This is a genomic window from Wolbachia endosymbiont (group B) of Parapoynx stratiotata (assembly GCF_947250635.1).
Taxonomy (GTDB): domain Bacteria; phylum Pseudomonadota; class Alphaproteobacteria; order Rickettsiales; family Anaplasmataceae; genus Wolbachia.
Window position 1 is genome coordinate 967,161 of record NZ_OX366335.1, and the last position, 18,040, is coordinate 985,200.

At 33.6% G+C, this 18,040-nt stretch carries 14 protein-coding genes and 8 pseudogenes; 12 read left to right on the forward strand and 10 right to left on the reverse strand.

The window, feature by feature from the left end; all coding sequences use genetic code 11:
• The first annotated feature begins 21 nt into the window (after positions 1–21).
• Positions 22–279, forward strand: coding sequence for a hypothetical protein (locus OOT12_RS04405; protein ID WP_264685182.1), 258 nt, complete (start codon positions 22–24; stop codon positions 277–279).
• Positions 280–575: 296 nt separating this feature from the next.
• Here the strand turns inward: OOT12_RS04405 and OOT12_RS04410 are convergent, their stop codons facing one another.
• A complete protein-coding gene (locus OOT12_RS04410) occupies positions 576–1,556 on the reverse strand; it encodes an Rpn family recombination-promoting nuclease/putative transposase (RefSeq protein ID WP_264685183.1) in 981 nt (326 codons plus the stop codon).
• Between the two features lie 170 nt (positions 1,557–1,726).
• Between OOT12_RS04410 and mutL the strand changes: the two are divergent.
• Positions 1,727–2,496: pseudogene (gene mutL, locus OOT12_RS04415) on the forward strand (DNA mismatch repair endonuclease MutL); the annotation flags it as partial.
• Positions 2,497–2,535: 39 nt separating this feature from the next.
• On the opposite strand, the pseudogene OOT12_RS07475 reads toward mutL, so the two are convergent.
• A pseudogene (locus OOT12_RS07475) lies at positions 2,536–3,491 on the reverse strand (IS5 family transposase).
• 116 nt (positions 3,492–3,607) lie between these two features.
• Between OOT12_RS07475 and OOT12_RS04430 the strand changes: the two are divergent.
• The gene (locus tag OOT12_RS04430; protein WP_264374734.1) at positions 3,608–3,919 is read left to right on the forward strand and encodes a GNAT family N-acetyltransferase; all 312 of its coding nucleotides are present in this window, start codon (positions 3,608–3,610) and stop codon (positions 3,917–3,919) included.
• A pseudogene (locus OOT12_RS04435) lies at positions 3,919–4,092 on the forward strand (GPW/gp25 family protein); the annotation flags it as partial. The gene OOT12_RS04430 and the pseudogene OOT12_RS04435, both read left to right, overlap by 1 nt.
• 198 nt (positions 4,093–4,290) lie before the next feature.
• On the opposite strand, the gene OOT12_RS04440 reads toward OOT12_RS04435, so the two are convergent.
• The 3 genes from OOT12_RS04440 to OOT12_RS04450 are packed head-to-tail and all read right to left on the reverse strand — an operon-like array spanning position 4,291 to position 6,634.
• Positions 4,291–4,479 (reverse strand): hypothetical protein, encoded by a 189-nt coding sequence (locus OOT12_RS04440; RefSeq protein ID WP_264685184.1) that lies wholly within the window; start codon positions 4,477–4,479, stop codon positions 4,291–4,293.
• Positions 4,480–4,532: 53 nt separating this feature from the next.
• Positions 4,533–5,765 (reverse strand): IS256 family transposase, encoded by a 1,233-nt coding sequence (locus OOT12_RS04445; protein ID WP_264685173.1) that lies wholly within the window; start codon positions 5,763–5,765, stop codon positions 4,533–4,535.
• Between the two features lie 29 nt (positions 5,766–5,794).
• Positions 5,795–6,634 (reverse strand): IS110 family transposase, encoded by an 840-nt coding sequence (locus OOT12_RS04450; RefSeq protein WP_264685185.1) that lies wholly within the window; start codon positions 6,632–6,634, stop codon positions 5,795–5,797.
• A gap of 171 nt (positions 6,635–6,805) precedes the next feature.
• Between OOT12_RS04450 and OOT12_RS04455 the strand changes: the two are divergent.
• From OOT12_RS04455 to OOT12_RS04465, 3 genes and pseudogenes are all read left to right on the forward strand, one after another.
• Positions 6,806–6,976: pseudogene (locus OOT12_RS04455) on the forward strand (GPW/gp25 family protein); the annotation flags it as partial.
• Between the two features lie 2 nt (positions 6,977–6,978).
• Entirely contained in the window at positions 6,979–7,752 is a 774-nt protein-coding gene (locus OOT12_RS04460) for a baseplate assembly protein (protein WP_264374732.1), read from the forward strand.
• Positions 7,737–8,804, forward strand: a pseudogene (locus OOT12_RS04465) (phage tail protein). Before OOT12_RS04460 ends, OOT12_RS04465 begins: the two are co-directional and overlap by 16 nt.
• A 58-nt stretch (positions 8,805–8,862) precedes the next feature.
• Here OOT12_RS04465 and OOT12_RS04470 read toward each other — a convergent pair.
• Positions 8,863–9,818 (reverse strand): annotated as a pseudogene (locus tag OOT12_RS04470) (IS481 family transposase); the annotation flags it as partial.
• Between the two features lie 153 nt (positions 9,819–9,971).
• Here OOT12_RS04470 and OOT12_RS04475 point away from each other — a divergent pair.
• Positions 9,972–10,133: a hypothetical protein gene (locus OOT12_RS04475; RefSeq protein WP_264374731.1), complete on the forward strand. Its 162-nt coding sequence runs from the start codon at positions 9,972–9,974 to the stop codon at positions 10,131–10,133.
• Positions 10,126–10,302, forward strand: a complete 177-nt coding sequence (locus OOT12_RS04480; protein ID WP_264374730.1) for a hypothetical protein — start codon at positions 10,126–10,128, stop codon at positions 10,300–10,302. Before OOT12_RS04475 ends, OOT12_RS04480 begins: the two co-directional genes overlap by 8 nt.
• A 363-nt stretch (positions 10,303–10,665) precedes the next feature.
• Here OOT12_RS04480 and OOT12_RS04485 read toward each other — a convergent pair whose 3' ends face one another.
• Positions 10,666–11,595, reverse strand: coding sequence for an AEC family transporter (locus OOT12_RS04485; RefSeq protein ID WP_264374729.1), 930 nt, complete (start codon positions 11,593–11,595; stop codon positions 10,666–10,668).
• A gap of 253 nt (positions 11,596–11,848) precedes the next feature.
• Entirely contained in the window at positions 11,849–12,406 is a 558-nt protein-coding gene (locus tag OOT12_RS04490; RefSeq protein ID WP_264377266.1) for an acetyltransferase, read from the reverse strand.
• Between the two features lie 16 nt (positions 12,407–12,422).
• Between OOT12_RS04490 and OOT12_RS04495 the strand changes: the two genes are divergently transcribed.
• Positions 12,423–13,592, forward strand: coding sequence for a multidrug effflux MFS transporter (locus OOT12_RS04495; protein ID WP_264376355.1), 1,170 nt, complete (start codon positions 12,423–12,425; stop codon positions 13,590–13,592).
• Positions 13,593–14,017: 425 nt separating this feature from the next.
• On the opposite strand, the pseudogene OOT12_RS04500 reads toward OOT12_RS04495, so the two are convergent.
• Positions 14,018–14,806, reverse strand: a pseudogene (locus OOT12_RS04500) (Mur ligase domain-containing protein); the annotation flags it as partial.
• A 52-nt stretch (positions 14,807–14,858) separates the two neighbouring features.
• Here OOT12_RS04500 and OOT12_RS04505 point away from each other — a divergent pair.
• Positions 14,859–15,480, forward strand: a pseudogene (locus OOT12_RS04505) (IS6 family transposase).
• 141 nt (positions 15,481–15,621) lie between these two features.
• Positions 15,622–16,398, forward strand: coding sequence for an enoyl-ACP reductase FabI (locus OOT12_RS04510; protein ID WP_063630452.1), 777 nt, complete (start codon positions 15,622–15,624; stop codon positions 16,396–16,398).
• Between the two features lie 394 nt (positions 16,399–16,792).
• Here OOT12_RS04510 and OOT12_RS04515 read toward each other — a convergent pair whose 3' ends face one another.
• Positions 16,793–17,974: a hypothetical protein gene (locus OOT12_RS04515; protein WP_264374724.1), complete on the reverse strand. Its 1,182-nt coding sequence runs from the start codon at positions 17,972–17,974 to the stop codon at positions 16,793–16,795.
• Positions 17,975–18,040 lie beyond the last annotated feature (66 nt).

Below are 18,040 nucleotides of genomic sequence, written 5' to 3' on the forward strand. Positions count from 1 at the left end.
AATGCGGCTTGACACACTTTTTTGAACGTTCCCGAAGCTGCAGATTATGTTATCTCTCCACTGCTTGGTGACTCTTCTTGTGCAACAAAAAATAAGCAAAGCTCAGAAGAAGATAAAAAAATTATCAATAGTGTTGTTGATAAAGCAAATGAAGTTAAAAATGATCTTGAGAAAAACGTCAAGCCTTTTACTACTGAAGAAATTGTTTCGCCAAGCACTGAGTTTATTAATCCTATAGCAAAATTAAGAGAAAAAGTTTTGAGAAGAGTAGGTCGATAGGAGGTGAAAAGAGGGAGGAAAGCTAAAAAGGAGTGGTTAAGAAATAAATATTTTAGAGAGCACAGATGATAAAAGTTAGTAATCACAAAAATGTAAGGTGTGCCAAGAAGTATAGCCTTTCTTATAATAGTTCGAACGTGATAAGATATGTATTTATGACGATAGTGGGCCAGTAGCGTATTACGATACGTTCGGATTATTGTGAAAAGAGCTATACGTACGGAACAGATTAATGATGGGCGAATAAATTCAAGACCTCAAAGTGATTTTACTCAGGATAGAAGTTTAAGGTTAAATTAACTTCTTAATTTTTGAATCTCATCCAAAGAAAGGCCAGTTATTTCAGCGATAACATCAATAGAGACACCGGCCTTGAGTGAGTTTTTGGCAACTTCAATTTTACCTTCAATTTTACCTTCAATTTTACCTTCAATTTTACCTTCAATTTTACCTTCAATTTTACCTTCAATTTTACCTTCAATTTTACCTTCAATTTTACCTTCAATTTTACCTTCAATTTTACCTTTTTGATGGCCGATTTGGATGCCTTCATGAAGTTTTTCTTCAAGACTAGATAAATAATCATCGGTACGTTTCTTAGCTTGATCGTAAGCAAGACGTTCTTCTTTACTCCAATTATATTGGTTCAGCTCATCATAAGCCCTGCCAATAATTAAATCACTTCCTATTATTTTTTTTAGATCCTCTTCACTTGTTTCACCGGCGTGTTTAAAAAAATAACACCATTTCTCTACTATATTTTCTAATTGATCTTCTCTTTTTTTAAATTTAGGTAACTCTATAAAAGTAAAACTAAAGTCTTTGAGATCATGTTCAAAAGTTATCTTATCAAAAGTAACATGATCAGACTTATAAGACAGCTTATTAGGAAATAAGATAAAATCGGCAATGGCAATAAAGATAACGCCTTTAAGATCATGATACTGGTCACCTACATCAGCTTGACTTGAATAGGCCTTAGCGGCATAATATTGGGCACGTTTTTCAAAGCCAGTAGTTTTAGCGACTTGCATCTCAATGATGGTTTTGACCCCTGTAGAATCAACACAGAGAACATCAACAATACTTTGCTTTTGAGAGGCGATGACAGGGTCTTGAATGGGACTGAGAAAGGAGACATCTTTAATCTTGTTGTCATCGGTAAGACCTAGTATATCATTAAGAAAGTGAATAAGAATATCTTTATTTTTTGCGGTACCAAAGATACGACGAAAAGCTATATCATTGCGAGCATCAAGGAACTTCGAAAGAGCCATGAGAAAGTAAGATAAAAAGCACTAATAATTATACACAATTCTGAAGAAATATTCAACTAAATTCCAACATGTTAATCAGAGAATGATCTTCATGAAAGGGCTTATTTAATAGAGAACTTGATTCGCATTGATATTCAAGCTATATCCTGATCAGACTGAGAGTTGTAAACATGGCAATAATTCTTTTAGACACAAAAACTATAAATCGTATAGCAGCGGGAGAGGTAATAGAGAGGCCAGCAAAAGGAATTAGTAGAAAATGCAATAGATGCTAGAAATAGAGATCAAAATAGAAAGTGGTGGGCGTAACCTTATAATTGTGACAGATGATGGAAATGGAATAGAAAAGAGCGATCTAGAACTAGCATTTATGAGGCATGCCACTTCAAAATTAAGCGATAGTGAGTTAATAGAAATCTTGGCTTTAGGGGGGAATTCAATTGCAGCAGTAAGTAGAATATCTAAGGCAAGTGGAGCAAAGGAAGCATGGTCTATAAGGTATGAGGGAGGAGAAAAAATAAGAGAGATTACACCTTGTTCTTTGCTAAAGGGTACATATATTGAAGTTCGTGACTTATTTTTTGCCACACCAAATAGACTAAAATTTCTAAAAACCGAAAGGGCAGAAACACAAAGCATTGTTGATATTGTAAATAACTTAGCAATAATTAACTATAGTATTGGGTTTACTCTCACTTCCGGTAATAAAAAGCTTTTGAAATATGCTAAGCAGGCCTCGTTATTTAGTAGACTATGTGAAGTAGAGAAGGAATTTCAGAATAATTCTCTGGGCATTAATGAAGAAGAAGACGGTATTAGACTTACAGGACACATCTGCAAGTCAACTGTCAATCTTGGTAAGTCTGATATGATCTATACATTTGTTAATGGTAGGCCAATTAAGGATAATCTGCTTATTGGTGCGATCCGTTATGGCTTTGTTGCATAGCTCCTGATAAGGCAGGTAGGTACAGTAAATTCATGCAGCTAATTCGAACTTAGCCATACCTATATCAGTAAATTTATTAAGCAAATAGCACTTAATTAGTAGTTCTTTTTCACGATTTATTTCAGATTTATTCTTGAGACTAAACCCAAACGTTTTTTTCAACCTATAGAAAAAACATTCAACAAAGGATCTTAGTCCATATTTTGTTTCTTGTGTCCATTTCTTTATACCGTTCTCATAGTTTTCACATAATTTAATCACATTAATGTTGCTATTTCTTTCTAATTGATAATCAATTTTCTCATAGATTTTCGCACCTTTTATTGGTCGAATGATTGGTTTTATATTATGTCCTTTACACACTTTATACATACTAGCTTTATCATAAGCTGCATCTGCGCGAACAGATGAAATATTATATTTATCTACTGTTCCCTTTAACATATCGCATGATAATCAAGTGTAGTACCATTAGTGTACTTCATATCTATAACTTTTTTATTATTTATACTTAAAATAATATGTAACTTTCTTACTTGATCATATCCATTATATTTTCTTACTTTTGCATTTTCTTTATTACGTTGATGGGTGTTGTTATAGATACAAATACTGGTGCTATTTATAGCTATTTCAATGTTTTCCATACCATTTTTATCAATTCTACAATCATCAATTTTCAAGTTAAGCTTTTTGAATCTTCTAGAAGCTTGAGTATAGCTAATGACTTTGAGGTCTTTTCCCATTTGCTCTATACAACCTTTTACGAAACCAACTGCTTGTCTTAAGCCAATCCTAAAAAAATGGACTACTATATGTATCAAAATTACAACTTTATCACTATAAATGTTATTGCCACCTGCAACTTTTGGACTATTTTCATACCAATTTTCTATGGCTTGATTAACAAAATGAAAAACATTTCCTCTTTTTTGAAGAAATTTGTTATATTCGTAGCAGTTACTGACCTTCATTTTGACTGGCATATTGGTGGTTAAATACCTGTTTTATAATGATTTCTGTCAGTAACTTCCAGTTTTTTTTACTTGAGCCATGCAACAAAGCCTCTACGGGTGATAAAGAAGCATTAATATATTATAAGATGGTAGAACCATATATAAAAGATAGTAAGACAAAATTATTTGTTAAATATTGCAATTATGTACCTGTTGCTACAGCAAGCGTGATATTAAATAAGGGAAATACTGCAGGAATATATGATATTATAACTCACCCAGAGTTTAGATGTAGAGGTTTTGGAACAAGTATAACAAAGTTTGCTTTAAATTATATCAAAGAGCAGGGATATAAATATGCATGTTTTCAAGCCTCGGAGGAAGGTTTATCAATGTATTTAAAATTAGGTTTTGTGCCACATGGTGAATTCTTAGTGTATTCAAACAAAAGAACATAATGAAGGGAATGAGCAAAGAAACAGGAAAAGAGCTAGAAGGTTTGGAACACTTAAAACAATCAGTCATTGATATATTAACCACTCCTATTAACAGTAGAATAATGAGGAGAGATTATGGGTCTAGGCTATTTGAATTAGTGGATAAACCAATAAATAGAGATTTAACACTTGAGCAGTTGTGTTAAAAGTCAATAGAAAAATACTAAAAATAAATTTTTACTTAGTGGACTATAAAGCCAAAGATGCTTTTAACACATTTTACGTAATTTAAGTTGTAGTATTTGATTTGAATTCTTTTAAGAAGTGTGGATGTGGATAAGTGCTTTCAGTCTGTGTAAGCGCACTTATCCACAACTACACTAATTTTCAATCTAAGCAGCTTTAGGGCTATATTCCTCAGTAAAAACCCTGCCATCTCTGATTAAAGAGTTAGCAAGGATAAGTAATTTTCTCATGGCAGCAGTAGAAGCAACTTTATATGGTTTTTTGTATTGATCGTATAGCCTATCAAAGAAGATTCTTATATAAGAATTGTACTTTTGTGCACTAAGAACACACATATGTAAAACTGTTCTAATCGGGAACGTTCAAAAAAGTGTGTCAAGCCGCATTTTTAGTTCAACTCAATTTTCAATCTATCTGGAAAGAAAATATCAAGTTGAGAAATAGTTAAAGCCCAATTAGGGAGAGCCATAATCCACTTTTGCTCTACCTTTTTTATAGCACAATATACCTGTTTGTACAAGGCATTTGTACTAGTAAATGAACCCTTAGTTTTAGTAAATTTCCTGATTTGTCTATGCAACCCCTCAATTGGATTGGTGGTGTAAATCAGCTTCCTAACTTGCCCAGAATACTTAAAATAACTGGATAAGTTTTCCCAATTGTTCTGCCAGGATTTTATAACTAAAGGATACTTCTCTCCCCATTTTTCTTCCAGCTCAAGCAGATAATTCTCAGCGATCTCTTTACTTGAAGCACGATATATTTTTTTCAAATCATTCATGAAAACTTTTACATCTTTGCTAGATACATATTTCAGTGAATTCCTTATCTGATGCACTATACATAGCTGTACTTCTGCCTTAGGAAACACACTATTTATAGCCGCAGGAAAGCTTTTTAGCCCATCAATGCAGGCAATTAGAATATCTTCTACTCCTCGCTCTTTTAGGTCATTTAGAACTCCCAACCAGAAGTTAGCTCCTTCACTTTCAGCCAAATAAAAACCTAATACTTCTTTTCTGCCATTTTGATTTATGCCCAATATATTATACATGCATTTACTTATACAATGTCCGTCCTCCTTGACCTTAAAGAACATGCCATCCATAAACACTATTGGATACACTGATTGCAGTGGGCGGCTGCGCCATTCATTGATTACTGGTAGCAGTTTATCAGTAATACTGGATATCTCTGCTGCTGATATTTTGTGGTCATATATTTCCTCAACATGTGAAGCTATATCTCTGTATCCCATGCCACTGGCATATGTGCTTAAGACCTTTGCTTCAAGTTCTGGATGTAGGCTTGTTTGCCTTTTTTTGACTATTTGCGGTTCAAAGCTTCCTTCTCTGTCTCTTGGTGTTAATAGTTCAAATGAGCCTGAACTTGTACGTAAAGTTTTTGCATTCCTTCCATTTCTTCGGTTATTTTCTTCACTTTTAGCTGACATGTGGCTTTCTATTTCACCTTCCAGACTTGCCTCTAGCAACCTTTTTATAAACGGTGTTAATGCTCCATCTCTTCCTGTCAATGGTCTTCCTTCTCGTATAGATGACAGGATATTTGTTTCTAATTCTTTATAATCTACCAAACCAGTAGTTCTATTTGCTTGACCCATATCAAACCTCCATTTTTTATATCAATTTATTACTTTTTTTTCGGTTTGACACACTTTTTTGAACGTTCCCTTCTAATCTGTGATCTACCACCTTGAATACATCTTTTTCCTTTACTAAAACCACTATCTCGATTAAAAGGTGCAACTCCAGAAAGGCTAGATATTTCTTTATGTCGGAGAGTTCCTAATTCTGGTAGATAACAGATCATAGTAATAGCTAAGATTCTACCTGCTCCTGGCATACTAGTTATTGATATGTATTTTTCTTTAAGCTCTTGACTTTGCTCAATCAATGTTATCATCTCGTCTTCTAAAACTTGAATTTGACTTTGCAAAATGGCAAGTAGTTCTTCCATTTGTTTGATTATGGATATATCAGTTACTTGATGAGCTTGAGTTTTTTGTATTTTTGCCATTTCCACTAATTGATTTCTGCGAGATAACTTTTGCTTCAAACTGTCAATATTACTAACCTTTAAAGGAGTAACACGCATATCTGTATTATTGATATAACGTGAGATGATGCTGCAGTCTATTTTATCAGTTTTAGTAGCGATACCAAGGCTTTTTGCATAATCTCTAACCCATCTAGGTTGAATAACATATACTTCGAAACCATGGCTTAGTAAAGTATAAGCACATAATTTTTCGTACCCACCAGTTGCTTCAAGTCCAACTTTGGTTACATTATGCAAACGTAAAAAGTCGAGTATTTGATCAATAGCTTGAACGTCATTTTCAAATACTTTATAATGTCCAAGTGGATGAATGTGGATATCTAGCTTATTTTTGCTAACATCAATGCCAGCAATGATATTTGATGAATTCATAATTCCTCCGTAAGAATAATATAATACTGCATTTTCCACCCTTATATACGAGCCTAAAAACTCAATCAGTTGTTCGGAACTATTCAGTATATAAACAGAGAAGAGAACCTTGCTCCAATACGGTCCCTTATGACCAAGATCTATGACGGTTCCTCTTCTCTATACATCTTTATATTACTACTTCTTAATACTTATAAAGACTTGTTTTTAACATATAAGATATATGCAGCAACTGCAGAAGCTTTGGAAAAATGGGAAAAGAGATTTAAGTTAGAAAAAGTAAAAGTTGAAGGAGTAAAAGAAGGGAGAGTAACATTGAATTTAGAAGGTGTCTATCTTTCAGAAGGTAAGTTCATAAATATTAATGGAGTAGCTGTTTAAAAATGCAGCAGCCTGAACCACTGAACTTTGAAGAGATTTTTGCTCTAATGAAGGAAGAGTTAGTAAAGTGTGATGCAAGTTTTACAGCATTAGTTGAAAGTGACCCAGCAATAAAGATTCTGGAGGTAGCAGCATGGCGAGAACTTTTACTCAGACAAAGGATAAACGAAGCTGTAAAGGGTAATTTACTGAAATTTGCAACGGTTGATAATTTGACTGAGTTTTACGGAGTAGAGAGGCAAAAAGAAGAAGATGATGAAAGATTTAGAAAGAGGGTAAAAGCAAAAATAGTAGGTTGGAGCATAGGAGGAAGCAAAGAGCACTATCGATATCATGCACTGTCAGCAGATAGAAGAGTAAAGGATGCGCTGGTTGAGTCAAAAGTGCCAGGAAGTGTAGAAATCTCAATTTTATCCACGGAGTTATCCATAGCGTTAGAAGAACTACTTGAAATTGTAAAAAAGCAGGCTACTAGAGATGATATAAGGGTTTTAACTGATACAGTAACAGTAATTGGTTGCAATATTATGGAAATAGATATCCACAGCAGAATGAGCATAAGTCCTATAATATCAGAGGAAGAAATCAAGAAGCAGTTTATTAAGAAGTTTGAATTAGCAAAAAGATTAGGGTGGAGTGTAACAAGATCGTGGATAATAGCGAATCTATTTGTAGATGGTGTAGAAAATGTGGAATTAATCGAGCCAAGAGAGGATGTTATGGTGCTAGGTAACGAATGTGCAAATTTGAGAAATTTAAAATGCTATTGCCACTAAACGCAACAAAACAAGGAAAAGCGCTAGTAGATGCAACAGATTATAGGGTTGATCCAAACTGTATCAGAGGATTTAAGTTTAGTCTTAAAGAAGAAACATTGCCGTGGATAATAGAAGAATATGGCTTAGAAGAAATACTGCGCTGGGTAAAAGATAGAAGAAAAGCCGTAGTAGAAGGAGTAAAATTTCAAAGACTGAGAGGAACTCCATCATCACTCAAAATAGCACTAAAGTGGTCAAATATAGAAGATATTACAATCATTGAGGAGCCACCTGGAAAACATTTTTTTGAACTGCAGATAGGGATAAAGGACATTCCAAATGACTTCTTCGTAGATGCAGTAGTAGAATTGGCAAAACTATCATTACCAGCAAGATCGCGACTAATGAGGATTTTTAACGATTATTATAACGTTGATAGGTTTATATTAGATGAAAGCTTTTTTGGAAGTTTGTTATCGGATTACTCAGGGATAAAAATTGAAAAAGATGGACCGGTACTGTAATTCGGTAGAAAGAATACATTTGAGCTAAAAAGCTTAAATCCAAATTTTAAGTTTGGTAATTTTCGGATTCATTATGAGCAAGCATTTAGTAATGACATATATCGGTTGAATGCAGCGGCACTTGGAGAAACAGAAACTCATACAAAGAATTACAATGGTATATATGAAAGAAATCATCAGTGGTATAACTTAAAAGCCCTGTATCCTCTAACTCAAAGCTTATTACCATCGATTAAATTTGCTAAAGCGCAGATAGTATTATCGGACAGTTGGAACTTAGGAGAAATAAATGCGTGCTTTCCGGTTGGTAGCATAGAAGAAGAAGGAAATAAATTTGTATTGGGAAACGATAAACTTTCAGGGCAACGTTGGAATTTAAAACACAAACTAATTTTAGAAAGGTTTAGCGTTACCCATGATTACAAAGTAGAAAATCATACCGATCAAAAGATTACAAAATACGCTTTAGCAGAGCACAATATTCATTTTGAAAGTGAATTAGATTCAGAGCAAAAAGACTCAATACATGTACTAGACACAACTTAATCTGACAGGTGAGAATTAACTGACAGAAGAATTGAAAACTAATATCAGTCTTTTGTTTAATGTTACTAATATTTTTCTGAAAAGCAATTTGTTTGCTATCAAGAAAAGTTTGCATAGGCAAAGCAATATTTGCCTGAATGAGGCCTTGTCTCATTGTAAGAACGCAGCCAATGATCAACATCAATCTAGCAAATCTTTCAAAGAGCTGTAGATTTTCTTTCTAAAGATAATATTGTAACACTCATCTTGCATAGTTTTATGAAACCTCTCGCATATGCCATTAGTTTGTGGAGAATTGGCCTTAGTTCTTGAATGATCAATGTTTTCAATTCCCAAATAAAGCTGATAAGCGTGATTTTCTGGCTTACCACAATATTCTGTACCTCGATCCGTGAGAATTCGCAATAAAGGAATATTTTGTCCATCAAAAAACGGTATCACTCTATCATTTAGCAAGTCAGCAGAAGTAATAGCTGTCTTATCTACATAAAGCTTAGCAAACGCTACTCTCGAATATGTATCAATAAAAGTCTGCTGGTAAATGAGCACAACACCCTTGATATTGCCTACATAGTAAGTATCTTGAGATCCCAAATAACCTGGGTGTTCTGTGTCAATTTCACCGTGAGCTTCTCTTTTGTCAGAATTATTCCGTCTTGCATAACTTTTGTTTCAAGAGCCTTAAGCCTTTTTTTGAATGTCTCTAGGTCATTTCTCAGCCATACAGACCTCACACCACCTTCGGAGATCTCTTTTTCTAAGTTCGTTTGCAGATCTTTGTTGTCCGTATGCTGGAAATTCGGTAGCAATATTCACTACTGCTCTTTCTATATCTTCGGAAACTCTGTTTGCAAACAGTGGTTTTTTCTTGCTGATTTCGTGTAATGCCTCTTCTCCTCCATTTTCATATAACTCCTTAAATCTTAAAACGTATCTCTTCATTACCTTGCACGCTTGAGATACATTGCCGAGCTGTTTTGCTAGCTCTAATAAACCTAGTTTTGGTTTTAATATTTTTGTTTCTCATTTCTAACACTCCTTGTTCTTATTATTTTATAACTTACTTTTTTAAAGTGTCAGATCAAATCTTGTTTAATACAGTTCATCTCTCTATTTCATACATGACGCATAATTGCGCCTTTTCCATAACGCTCACCACCTTAGAGCTTGACTTTATCTAATTGTTATATTGATGCTCAGTGCGGAGAAGTTTTAAATGAAGCATTAGACAATATTAATCTTCCAAATATTACTGAGTGTAAATTAACTTCTAGCATTATTGGCGCAGAAGGCTCAATAGCGATCACTAAATTGTTAAAGAATGGGTAACTTTCCAAATCTTGTTAAACTTGATTTAATTTCTAATGATATTGATGTTGAAAGTGGAATAATATTAATGAGTGCGCTAAGGGGTGGTAGTTTTTCAAATATTAAAGAATTTAATTTACTTTATGACAACGTTTGCAACGAAGGCATAGCAGCATTAAGTGAATCATAGAACAACAATATGCTTCCAAATCTTATTAAGTTTAGTTTTCCCTTTAGTATTACTAATGATAACAAAGATATGGAAATGTCAAGCGAATACCTATTAGGTTAATAGCATCATATAGAAAAAGGCAAGTTACATTTATTTGTTGCTGCTCATAGAACATCCAAATTCAACTATAGACCTGCTAAAAGGTGTAGGAAATCTTACTGCTATTGACATTATTGCGAAAATTCCATCAATTGATAACTTCCTATTCTGTGTAAAAAAATAAGAAAGGAGAGGAAAAAAGGATTAGTTTCTTTTATGATTATCCAAGAAGTCTAGTCTAAATTCAAGTTTTGTGAATAGGCCTAGCGCTTAAATTTTTGATCAAAAAGGGACAAGTTTAGTAAAAAATAATGATATTATAAGTGGAACATAAAATAGTCCCACTGCAGTACTAATTAGGAGCAATAAAGTAGCTTTATCTGGTTGGTAATTTAAAATATTAGCAAGTATTATACTGGATCCAGAAATCGGAATAATAGCCAGTAACATCAGTGCTTTATAGATGCTTTCATCGTATATACCTGTAACATGCTTGTCTAGCAAGACAATTCCCAAAACAAATAACGGCCAGAATATGTACTTTGCTACAATAGTGGTCAAGGCAAGCTTCCAATCTACTTTAAAATTTGTAATTTGTGCAATACTTACTCCAAGCAGCACCATTCCTAATGTGATAAATGTACTTCTGATATTTATCATAACATCTGTCAACAAAGTGGGTATTTGTATATCATATATACTTAAAAAGAAACCTAGAATCATTGCATATAATGAGGGAAGTTTGAGTAACTTTAATACGCATTCTTTTGCAGTATAGATACCATTTGCAGCTATATAAAATCCCAAGCTATTTTCAAATAGTACCATTCCTATGTAACAGACAACATACACAGACACTGAATCTTCATCAAATAAAGCCATGGCAATCGGTAGACCAAAATAACCCATACTTGTGCTGCCCGAGCTAAACGCTAATATGTTTCTCGTGTTGTCCTTAAATAAAAAAGAAGAAAGATAATACACTGATAAGGACATAGTACTACCTATAAACCATATCAAAATCGGCAGAGAAATTACTTTTAAATTAACTTCTGTATGAGATACTCCGTATAAAATCACTATTGGATTAGCTATATAAAAGAGTATTTGAGATATAGTATTTCTATCAATTTTAAGATATCTTCCTGCTAAGTAACCAATAAGTATTGTAATGTAAATAGGTAATATTTTGAGGAAAAGAGTAAAGAACATACTAGCCTATTGTGATATCTTTGCTGATAAAGTGATATTAGATTTTAAGGTATTGTAAAAGTAAGTAAAATTTATTTTCCAATTAATCAAGTTCATAGTTAGTTAAAAAAGATTCACTGAGTGCCAAAATTTGTTCTTATATAGGACTTAATAGTGATATTTTTATGATTAAATTATGTTAAGTTTGTATAAAGCTCCTTGTATATTTTTATAAACCACTTGTAGTAATTTAGGTAGATTGTTGAAAAAACACTCATCTTGAATGGTTCTCAGGAATTCTTGCCTTAATCATTAAAATCGCATCATTACTTTCCATAATTTTTTTAAAGCCAACTTTTTCGTAAACACGGATTGCACAAGCATTTGCTATACCTGGGTCGACAAAGGCATTCTCATAAACTTTAAAGACAAATTTGTTTAAAAATATATTCAAAGCTTGTGAACCAACTCCTTTACCTACATAATTCAGCTCTCCGATATACCAGTCTATAGCAGCACAACTTTCTGGAAGCTCTGAAGTATCGTAGCCTTGTTCAGGTGGAAAATCTTGCCTATTATAGTATTGAATATAACCAATATCAACTGCGTCACAATTAATAATGAATGCATACATCGGTTTTTCAATAATTTGCGTCTCAAACTTCAAACGTTTGAACCCCTTAATGTAGGTACTATATTTTTTCTCAATTAACTCTGGTGTCCAATTTATATCTGCATCCCACCATAGCTTTACGTGAGGTGTTTCTAACCATTTTAATAACAGTAAAAAATGTTCTTCTTTCAACGCTTTAAATGTGATATTTTTATTCATTAATGAAAAATCTCAAATGTTACTACCATTTCTGTTAATCCTGTCTCTAATTGCCAAGTTCATTGAGATTGACATTTCCGTACCTAGTTTTCCTGATATGGTGCGCTATTTTAACGTATCAGAAGGAACAATTCAATTAACTATTGCTTATAATTTCCTAGGCTTTTGCATAGGAGGGTTATTTTTTGGTCCATTGTCTGAATGTTATGGCAGAAGAAGGATTATGATCATAGGTAACACTTTGTTATTAATTGGCGCTGTTGGTTGTGTTTTTGCACCGTCGGTTTTTTCTCTTTTAATTTCTCGTTTTATTCAAGGTATTGGTGCAAGCACATCTGTAGTTGTGTTTGCAATCGTTGCAGACAGTTATCAGGGTGACAAAGCAATAAAATTTATTGGAATCATGAATTCTGTTCTAACAGTTGTCATGGCAATTGCGCCAGTGTTAGGCAGTTTCATCAATGAAATTGTAGGGTGGCGTGGTAATTATGCAACTGTTGCAATACTTTGTTTAATCTCCTGGGTTTTACTGCTTTTTCTGTTACCAGAAACAAAAAAGGACCGCGATATTTTCAGTTTGAAAAAAATGATGAAAGATTACAGAAAACTACTATCTAGTCCGAGATTTGTCACGTTGTCTTTGGTACCGAGTCTCTTTTCTGCCGCTTATATGTCATTCATCACTTGTGGACCTTTTCTGTATATGAAGACTTTTGGTTTATCTAGCACTATTTATGCACTACATCAAGGTGCAATAGTTGGGTCCTTCTCACTTATTAGCCTGTTTTCCAGTAAGATCTTAAAGAAACTTGGAGCAATATGGTGTGTAATTTCTGGTACAAGCGTGGGTGCTATTGGGTCTCTATTGCTTGTAATACTCAGTTTAATCATGCCCCATTCTTCCTACTTAGTAACACTATCTATGATTATTTTTTCTATCGGTTGTGCAATATGCCAGCCAGTGATTTTTAACGCATCAATAAACGTTTTTCCTGAAATTAAAGGTACGGCTTCTTCTGCACTCTCGTTCATTAGAGCTTTTGTTATGGCTATTTTTATCAGCTTAACAAGCTACGTTTACAACGGTCAGGCAATCAATATATCTCTTCTTGTTCTATCTGCAGTAGCGCTAGAACTTATTTTTACTGCCTATTTATTGTTTTCAAGATCTGGAGAAAATCTATAATCACCATATAGATCCTTCTCATTTCTAGTTATTGCGGTAATATGTATTGCAATTTTGCCGGCTGCTCTAAATGTATCTCTTCCACATCACCTAGTCTATATTAGTTAACAAGTATGAGCTTGCTCATGCGTCTAAAATTTGAGAGCCAACTTTCAACAATCCAATCAAATTCTAACTTTCTTTAAAATACTGTTTCTTGCTGTTTTTATACCCTAAAAAATTTAGCTTACTTTTGCGCTAGTTCGTTCAAATAGCATTAGTACGATTTACTTTTTTTTGGGATGTAGAGATTTTCTAGGGATTGTCTTCTTGAGTTCTATAGTATTTTGTTCAACATTGAAACGAGAGTCCCGTTTCAAGCATTGAAGTGACGAATCAAGAGCTGCTTTTATCCCATCCCTATCAACTATTTGAGTAGTTGACAATGGAATCCAGTTATTTTCGTTTATACTAATCAATACATCAAATTCTATGCTATTATTGTGTTGTTTGACGTTGCTGGCTCTAATCTTATCATTCCCAAACCCAAACGTTATAGAATTATTCTCATCATAATTGACGCTTGCAGAATCAGGTAAAACCGCAAAATCCGCGTTGTTTACAAATCGAGAAAATGCATTTTTGATTTCGTTAAATGTACCGTAATGGTCTATATGGTCGTCATTAATACTTGTTACAACAGCAATATTTGCAGGAATTTTTAACATAGTTCCATCAGACTCATCAGCCTCGATTAAAAAAATGTCACTCTTGCCAAGTTTTGAATTACTCTGATAGGAGTTTAATACTCCTCCCAGAATTACAGTAGCATCAGTACCAGAATGATCAAAAATGGAAGCAATCATAGATGTTGTTGTTGTCTTGCCACTTGAACCAGAAACCGCTATCACATATTTACCTTTCATAATTTTAGCCAGCATGTCTGACCTATGCAAAACTGTTTTATTGTTATTTCTTGCTGCAACTAGCTCCACATTATCAGGTTTTATTGCGGAAGAATGTACAACTATTTGAGCTTGTCTAATACTACTTGCATCGTGACCAATATAGACCTCTATACCTAATTTTTGTAACCTATCTATATTGTCATTTGATCGCGTATCACTGCCTTGAATTTTATAACTGGAATTATGAAGAATTTCAGCAATTGCGCTCATTCCAATTCCACCTATACCGATTATATGTATTACTTCTTTTTTAGGGTTCTGTCGCATTTGTAGGGAAGTAGAAAGAAGAATGATATAATTGTCTAAAAAAAAAGCAAAGATGTTTCGTATCAATCAAAAATTGTTGCCATATTTCAAAGGATTTAGCTTTTCAGAGGATGTTATCTGTATACATGAAATGTCGATTCTCTTTGAGCTATCGAGATTTGGAAGAAATGATGAGTATAAGGGGAGCAAAATGCTACGTTACAAAGGTGGGTTATCACCACTGATAGATGAGGCAGTAAGGAAAAGAAAGAAGCAGGTTGGTAGTAGTTGGAGAGACTTACATTAAATTAAACGGTAAATGGGTTTATTTATATACTGTAGACTTGTGTGTTAGTAGAGACAAGTCTGCAGCACTTGCATTCTTTCGTAAAGCCTTCAGGAGTAACTATCTTCCTGAGAAAATTGTAATTGATAAAAGCGGCAGTAATACTGCTGCTCTTGATGATTTGAATGCAGAAATTTCTGAAGATTACAGTTCTTCAAATAAAATATCTAAATAATATTGTTGATAGATTTATCAAAAAACTAATAAAGCCAATGCTTGGGTTTAAAAGCTTCCATTCCGCAAAGATTACCATCACAGGCATAGAAAATATTCGTATGATTCAAGAAAGACAAATTATTAAAATAATGTTTCTACTTTTGAGAATTTTGCTATGTTAATGGCTTCATAACTCCTATAATCCCACCTTTAATGATCTTCTTTCCTATGGTTTATAGATGCGACAGAACCTTTTTTATACGTTAGCTACAGTTAAAACATAATTGACTTTGCCTAGTTAATATTTCAAATTATAAAAAAGGCAAATAATTCTATGATATTGCAGGGTAAAAAAGGGTTAATAACCGGAATAATAAATAAGAGGTCAATAGCATATGGTATAGCAAAGACTCTATCAGAACATGGAGCTGAGCTTGCAATCACTTATCAAAATGAAACAATAAAAGAGAAATTATTACCAATAGCAAGTGAATTAAATGTAGAGTTAATATTGCACTGTAATGTTTCAAATGAGGAAACTATAGATAATGCTTTTAAGGAAATAAAGGAGAAGTGGGGTGCTATTGATTTTTTGGTACATGCAATAGCATTCTCCGATAAAAATGAGCTAAATGGTAAATATGTCAATACTTCACTAAACAACTTTATTAATGCAATGCATATATCGTGCTATTCTTTTACTGCTTTAGCGCAAAGGGCGGAAAAAATGATGTTAAATGGCGGTAGTTTACTTACTTTATCTTACTATGGTGCTGAAAAAGTTATGCCAAATTATAATGTGATGGGTTTATGTAAAGCAGCACTTGAAGCAAGTGTAAAATATATAGCATGTGATCTCGGACCACAGAACATCAGAGTAAATGCAATTTCTGCTGGTCCAATCAGAACTTTGGCATCTTCTGGAATAAGTGATTTTCACTCCATATCGGAATGGAATAGAAGTAATTCTCCACTTAGACGCAATGTTACAATAGAAGATGTTGGCAAGGCAGCACTATACTTATTAAGCGACCTGAGTAGTGGTACAACTGGAGAAATTTTACATGTTGATTCAGGGTATAATGTTGTGGGAATGAAGATAGTAGACTAATACAGTAATGCAGATGCATGTGAAGCCTGTGTTTTTTGTTATCCGAGTAATTGACATTGGAGCCCAGTATCAGCTACTAGAATGACAACATTTTTTAATTAAATCTTCGCATATTAACCATAGGGTTATTATTTTACAAGTATTTGTTGCCGCTGATCTTCTATTTTTACTTCTTCCATTTGGGTTAAGAGATTGTGCGTGAGGGTTGCTCTTGAAGTTGCCTTGCAAGGAAAAGTTTTTTTCCTTCCGATCTTGGAGTTGCTTTGCAAGCAAGAAATCCTATTGTTCTTGTGTTTGTTTTGCTAAGACTTTATTCTTATTAAGCAGTGGTTAAAAATGAGCATGGCTTTTATTATAGAATGCCCCCCTATAGAAGTATATAGACTATGAAGACTTATCTTACAGGTTGTGGTACTTGTTGTTGATAAAATGTTTTTTCTACACGTGCTTCTTCCACACTGCACCTTCTTGATAAGACTGGCTCCTCAAGGCATTTTATACGTTGCTGTACATCATTAATGCACTGCCCTATAACATCACCAATTTTTCCATCAGCATTTTTTGCCAATAACTCATCAAACTCCCTCTCAATCTCTACTCTCTCAGAGATATCCTTTGAAAGATCACAATATTCCAAAATTTCATCTATCTGAAGTTGTTTTGCTAATAGAAAGTCTTCTTGCTCCTGCTGCTGTTTTATTAACTCTTGAGTTACAATTTTAGCCCTAGAGTAATGATTTCCTTCAAGATATATTGTTTCTCTCTCTTTACTACCCCATAACTCGTCATTTAATTTATAACTCTCACGATCAAACATCTGATTTAGTTGATCATCATTTATTATTTCAGGATTTGGTTCAAACTTTTGTTGTTTCTCTCTGCCGCTAACTTTACAATGGACATTAATTTCAATGTTAGCTAAAGAAGCTAATAATTGAATTTCTTCAATAAAAGGAAAATAACTTTTACTTTCTATTGCTTCTAGATAGGATTGATAGAGTTCAGGTTTGTCAAGAAATGAGCGTGTAATAAAATCACTGTTATATTCGGCATTATAGTCACTCTCACCAATGCCATCAAGAGCCTCTGCATATTCACTGAGATTAAGCACAGCTTGATTATGCGATATATTAAATTTGCTAACAGCTCTACTTACTAACCTCTTCACATTACCTTCAGCATTTTCAATTTTCCTATTTGTTTGCTTAACCAGACCCTTTATTTTATCAGACTTGCCAGTTAAATCCCCTGGCTTATTAAAAAACATATTAAAAACCTTTTCTAGCTGATCCTTTAAAGGAGCTGGCATACTTGGATCATCTAAAGACGTAAATCGACTTAAAAATTTGTGCCATTCCATTCTCATATCTTGCGCTCTTTCAGCTTTATATGTACCAGAACTGTTATCACCAAACACTGCATGAAAAAAGCAATTGCCATCACCTGCAGTATCATATTTAACTACTTGGTTATTAGAAGGTTCTTTTTCTACATTACTCTCTGAAGTCTTGCGTACTTTAGCATTTTCAATACTGTCAAAACCATTTGGTAATTTCCGTTTTCTAAGCCCAACCATAATTTCTACCTTAATTCAAGCTATATGTTATTATATTAACTAACTTATTAATAAGTAACTAATTAG

Bases quoted from the DNA above. Each gene is read 5' to 3' on its own strand.
- OOT12_RS04410 (WP_264685183.1), bottom strand. From the start codon at position 1,556: ATGGCTCTTTCGAAGTTCCTTGATGCTCGCAATGATATAGCTTTTCGT.
- OOT12_RS04430 (WP_264374734.1), top strand. From the start codon at position 3,608: ATGGTAGAACCATATATAAAAGATAGTAAGACAAAATTATTTGTTAAA.
- OOT12_RS04440 (WP_264685184.1), bottom strand. From the start codon at position 4,479: ATGTGTGTTCTTAGTGCACAAAAGTACAATTCTTATATAAGAATCTTC.
- OOT12_RS04445 (WP_264685173.1), bottom strand. From the start codon at position 5,765: ATGGGTCAAGCAAATAGAACTACTGGTTTGGTAGATTATAAAGAATTA.
- OOT12_RS04460 (WP_264374732.1), top strand. From the start codon at position 6,979: ATGCAGCAGCCTGAACCACTGAACTTTGAAGAGATTTTTGCTCTAATG.
- OOT12_RS04480 (WP_264374730.1), top strand. From the start codon at position 10,126: ATGGGTAACTTTCCAAATCTTGTTAAACTTGATTTAATTTCTAATGAT.
- OOT12_RS04485 (WP_264374729.1), bottom strand. From the start codon at position 11,595: ATGTTCTTTACTCTTTTCCTCAAAATATTACCTATTTACATTACAATA.
- OOT12_RS04490 (WP_264377266.1), bottom strand. From the start codon at position 12,406: ATGAATAAAAATATCACATTTAAAGCGTTGAAAGAAGAACATTTTTTA.
- OOT12_RS04495 (WP_264376355.1), top strand. From the start codon at position 12,423: ATGTTACTACCATTTCTGTTAATCCTGTCTCTAATTGCCAAGTTCATT.
- OOT12_RS04510 (WP_063630452.1), top strand. From the start codon at position 15,622: ATGATATTGCAGGGTAAAAAAGGGTTAATAACCGGAATAATAAATAAG.
- OOT12_RS04515 (WP_264374724.1), bottom strand. From the start codon at position 17,974: ATGGTTGGGCTTAGAAAACGGAAATTACCAAATGGTTTTGACAGTATT.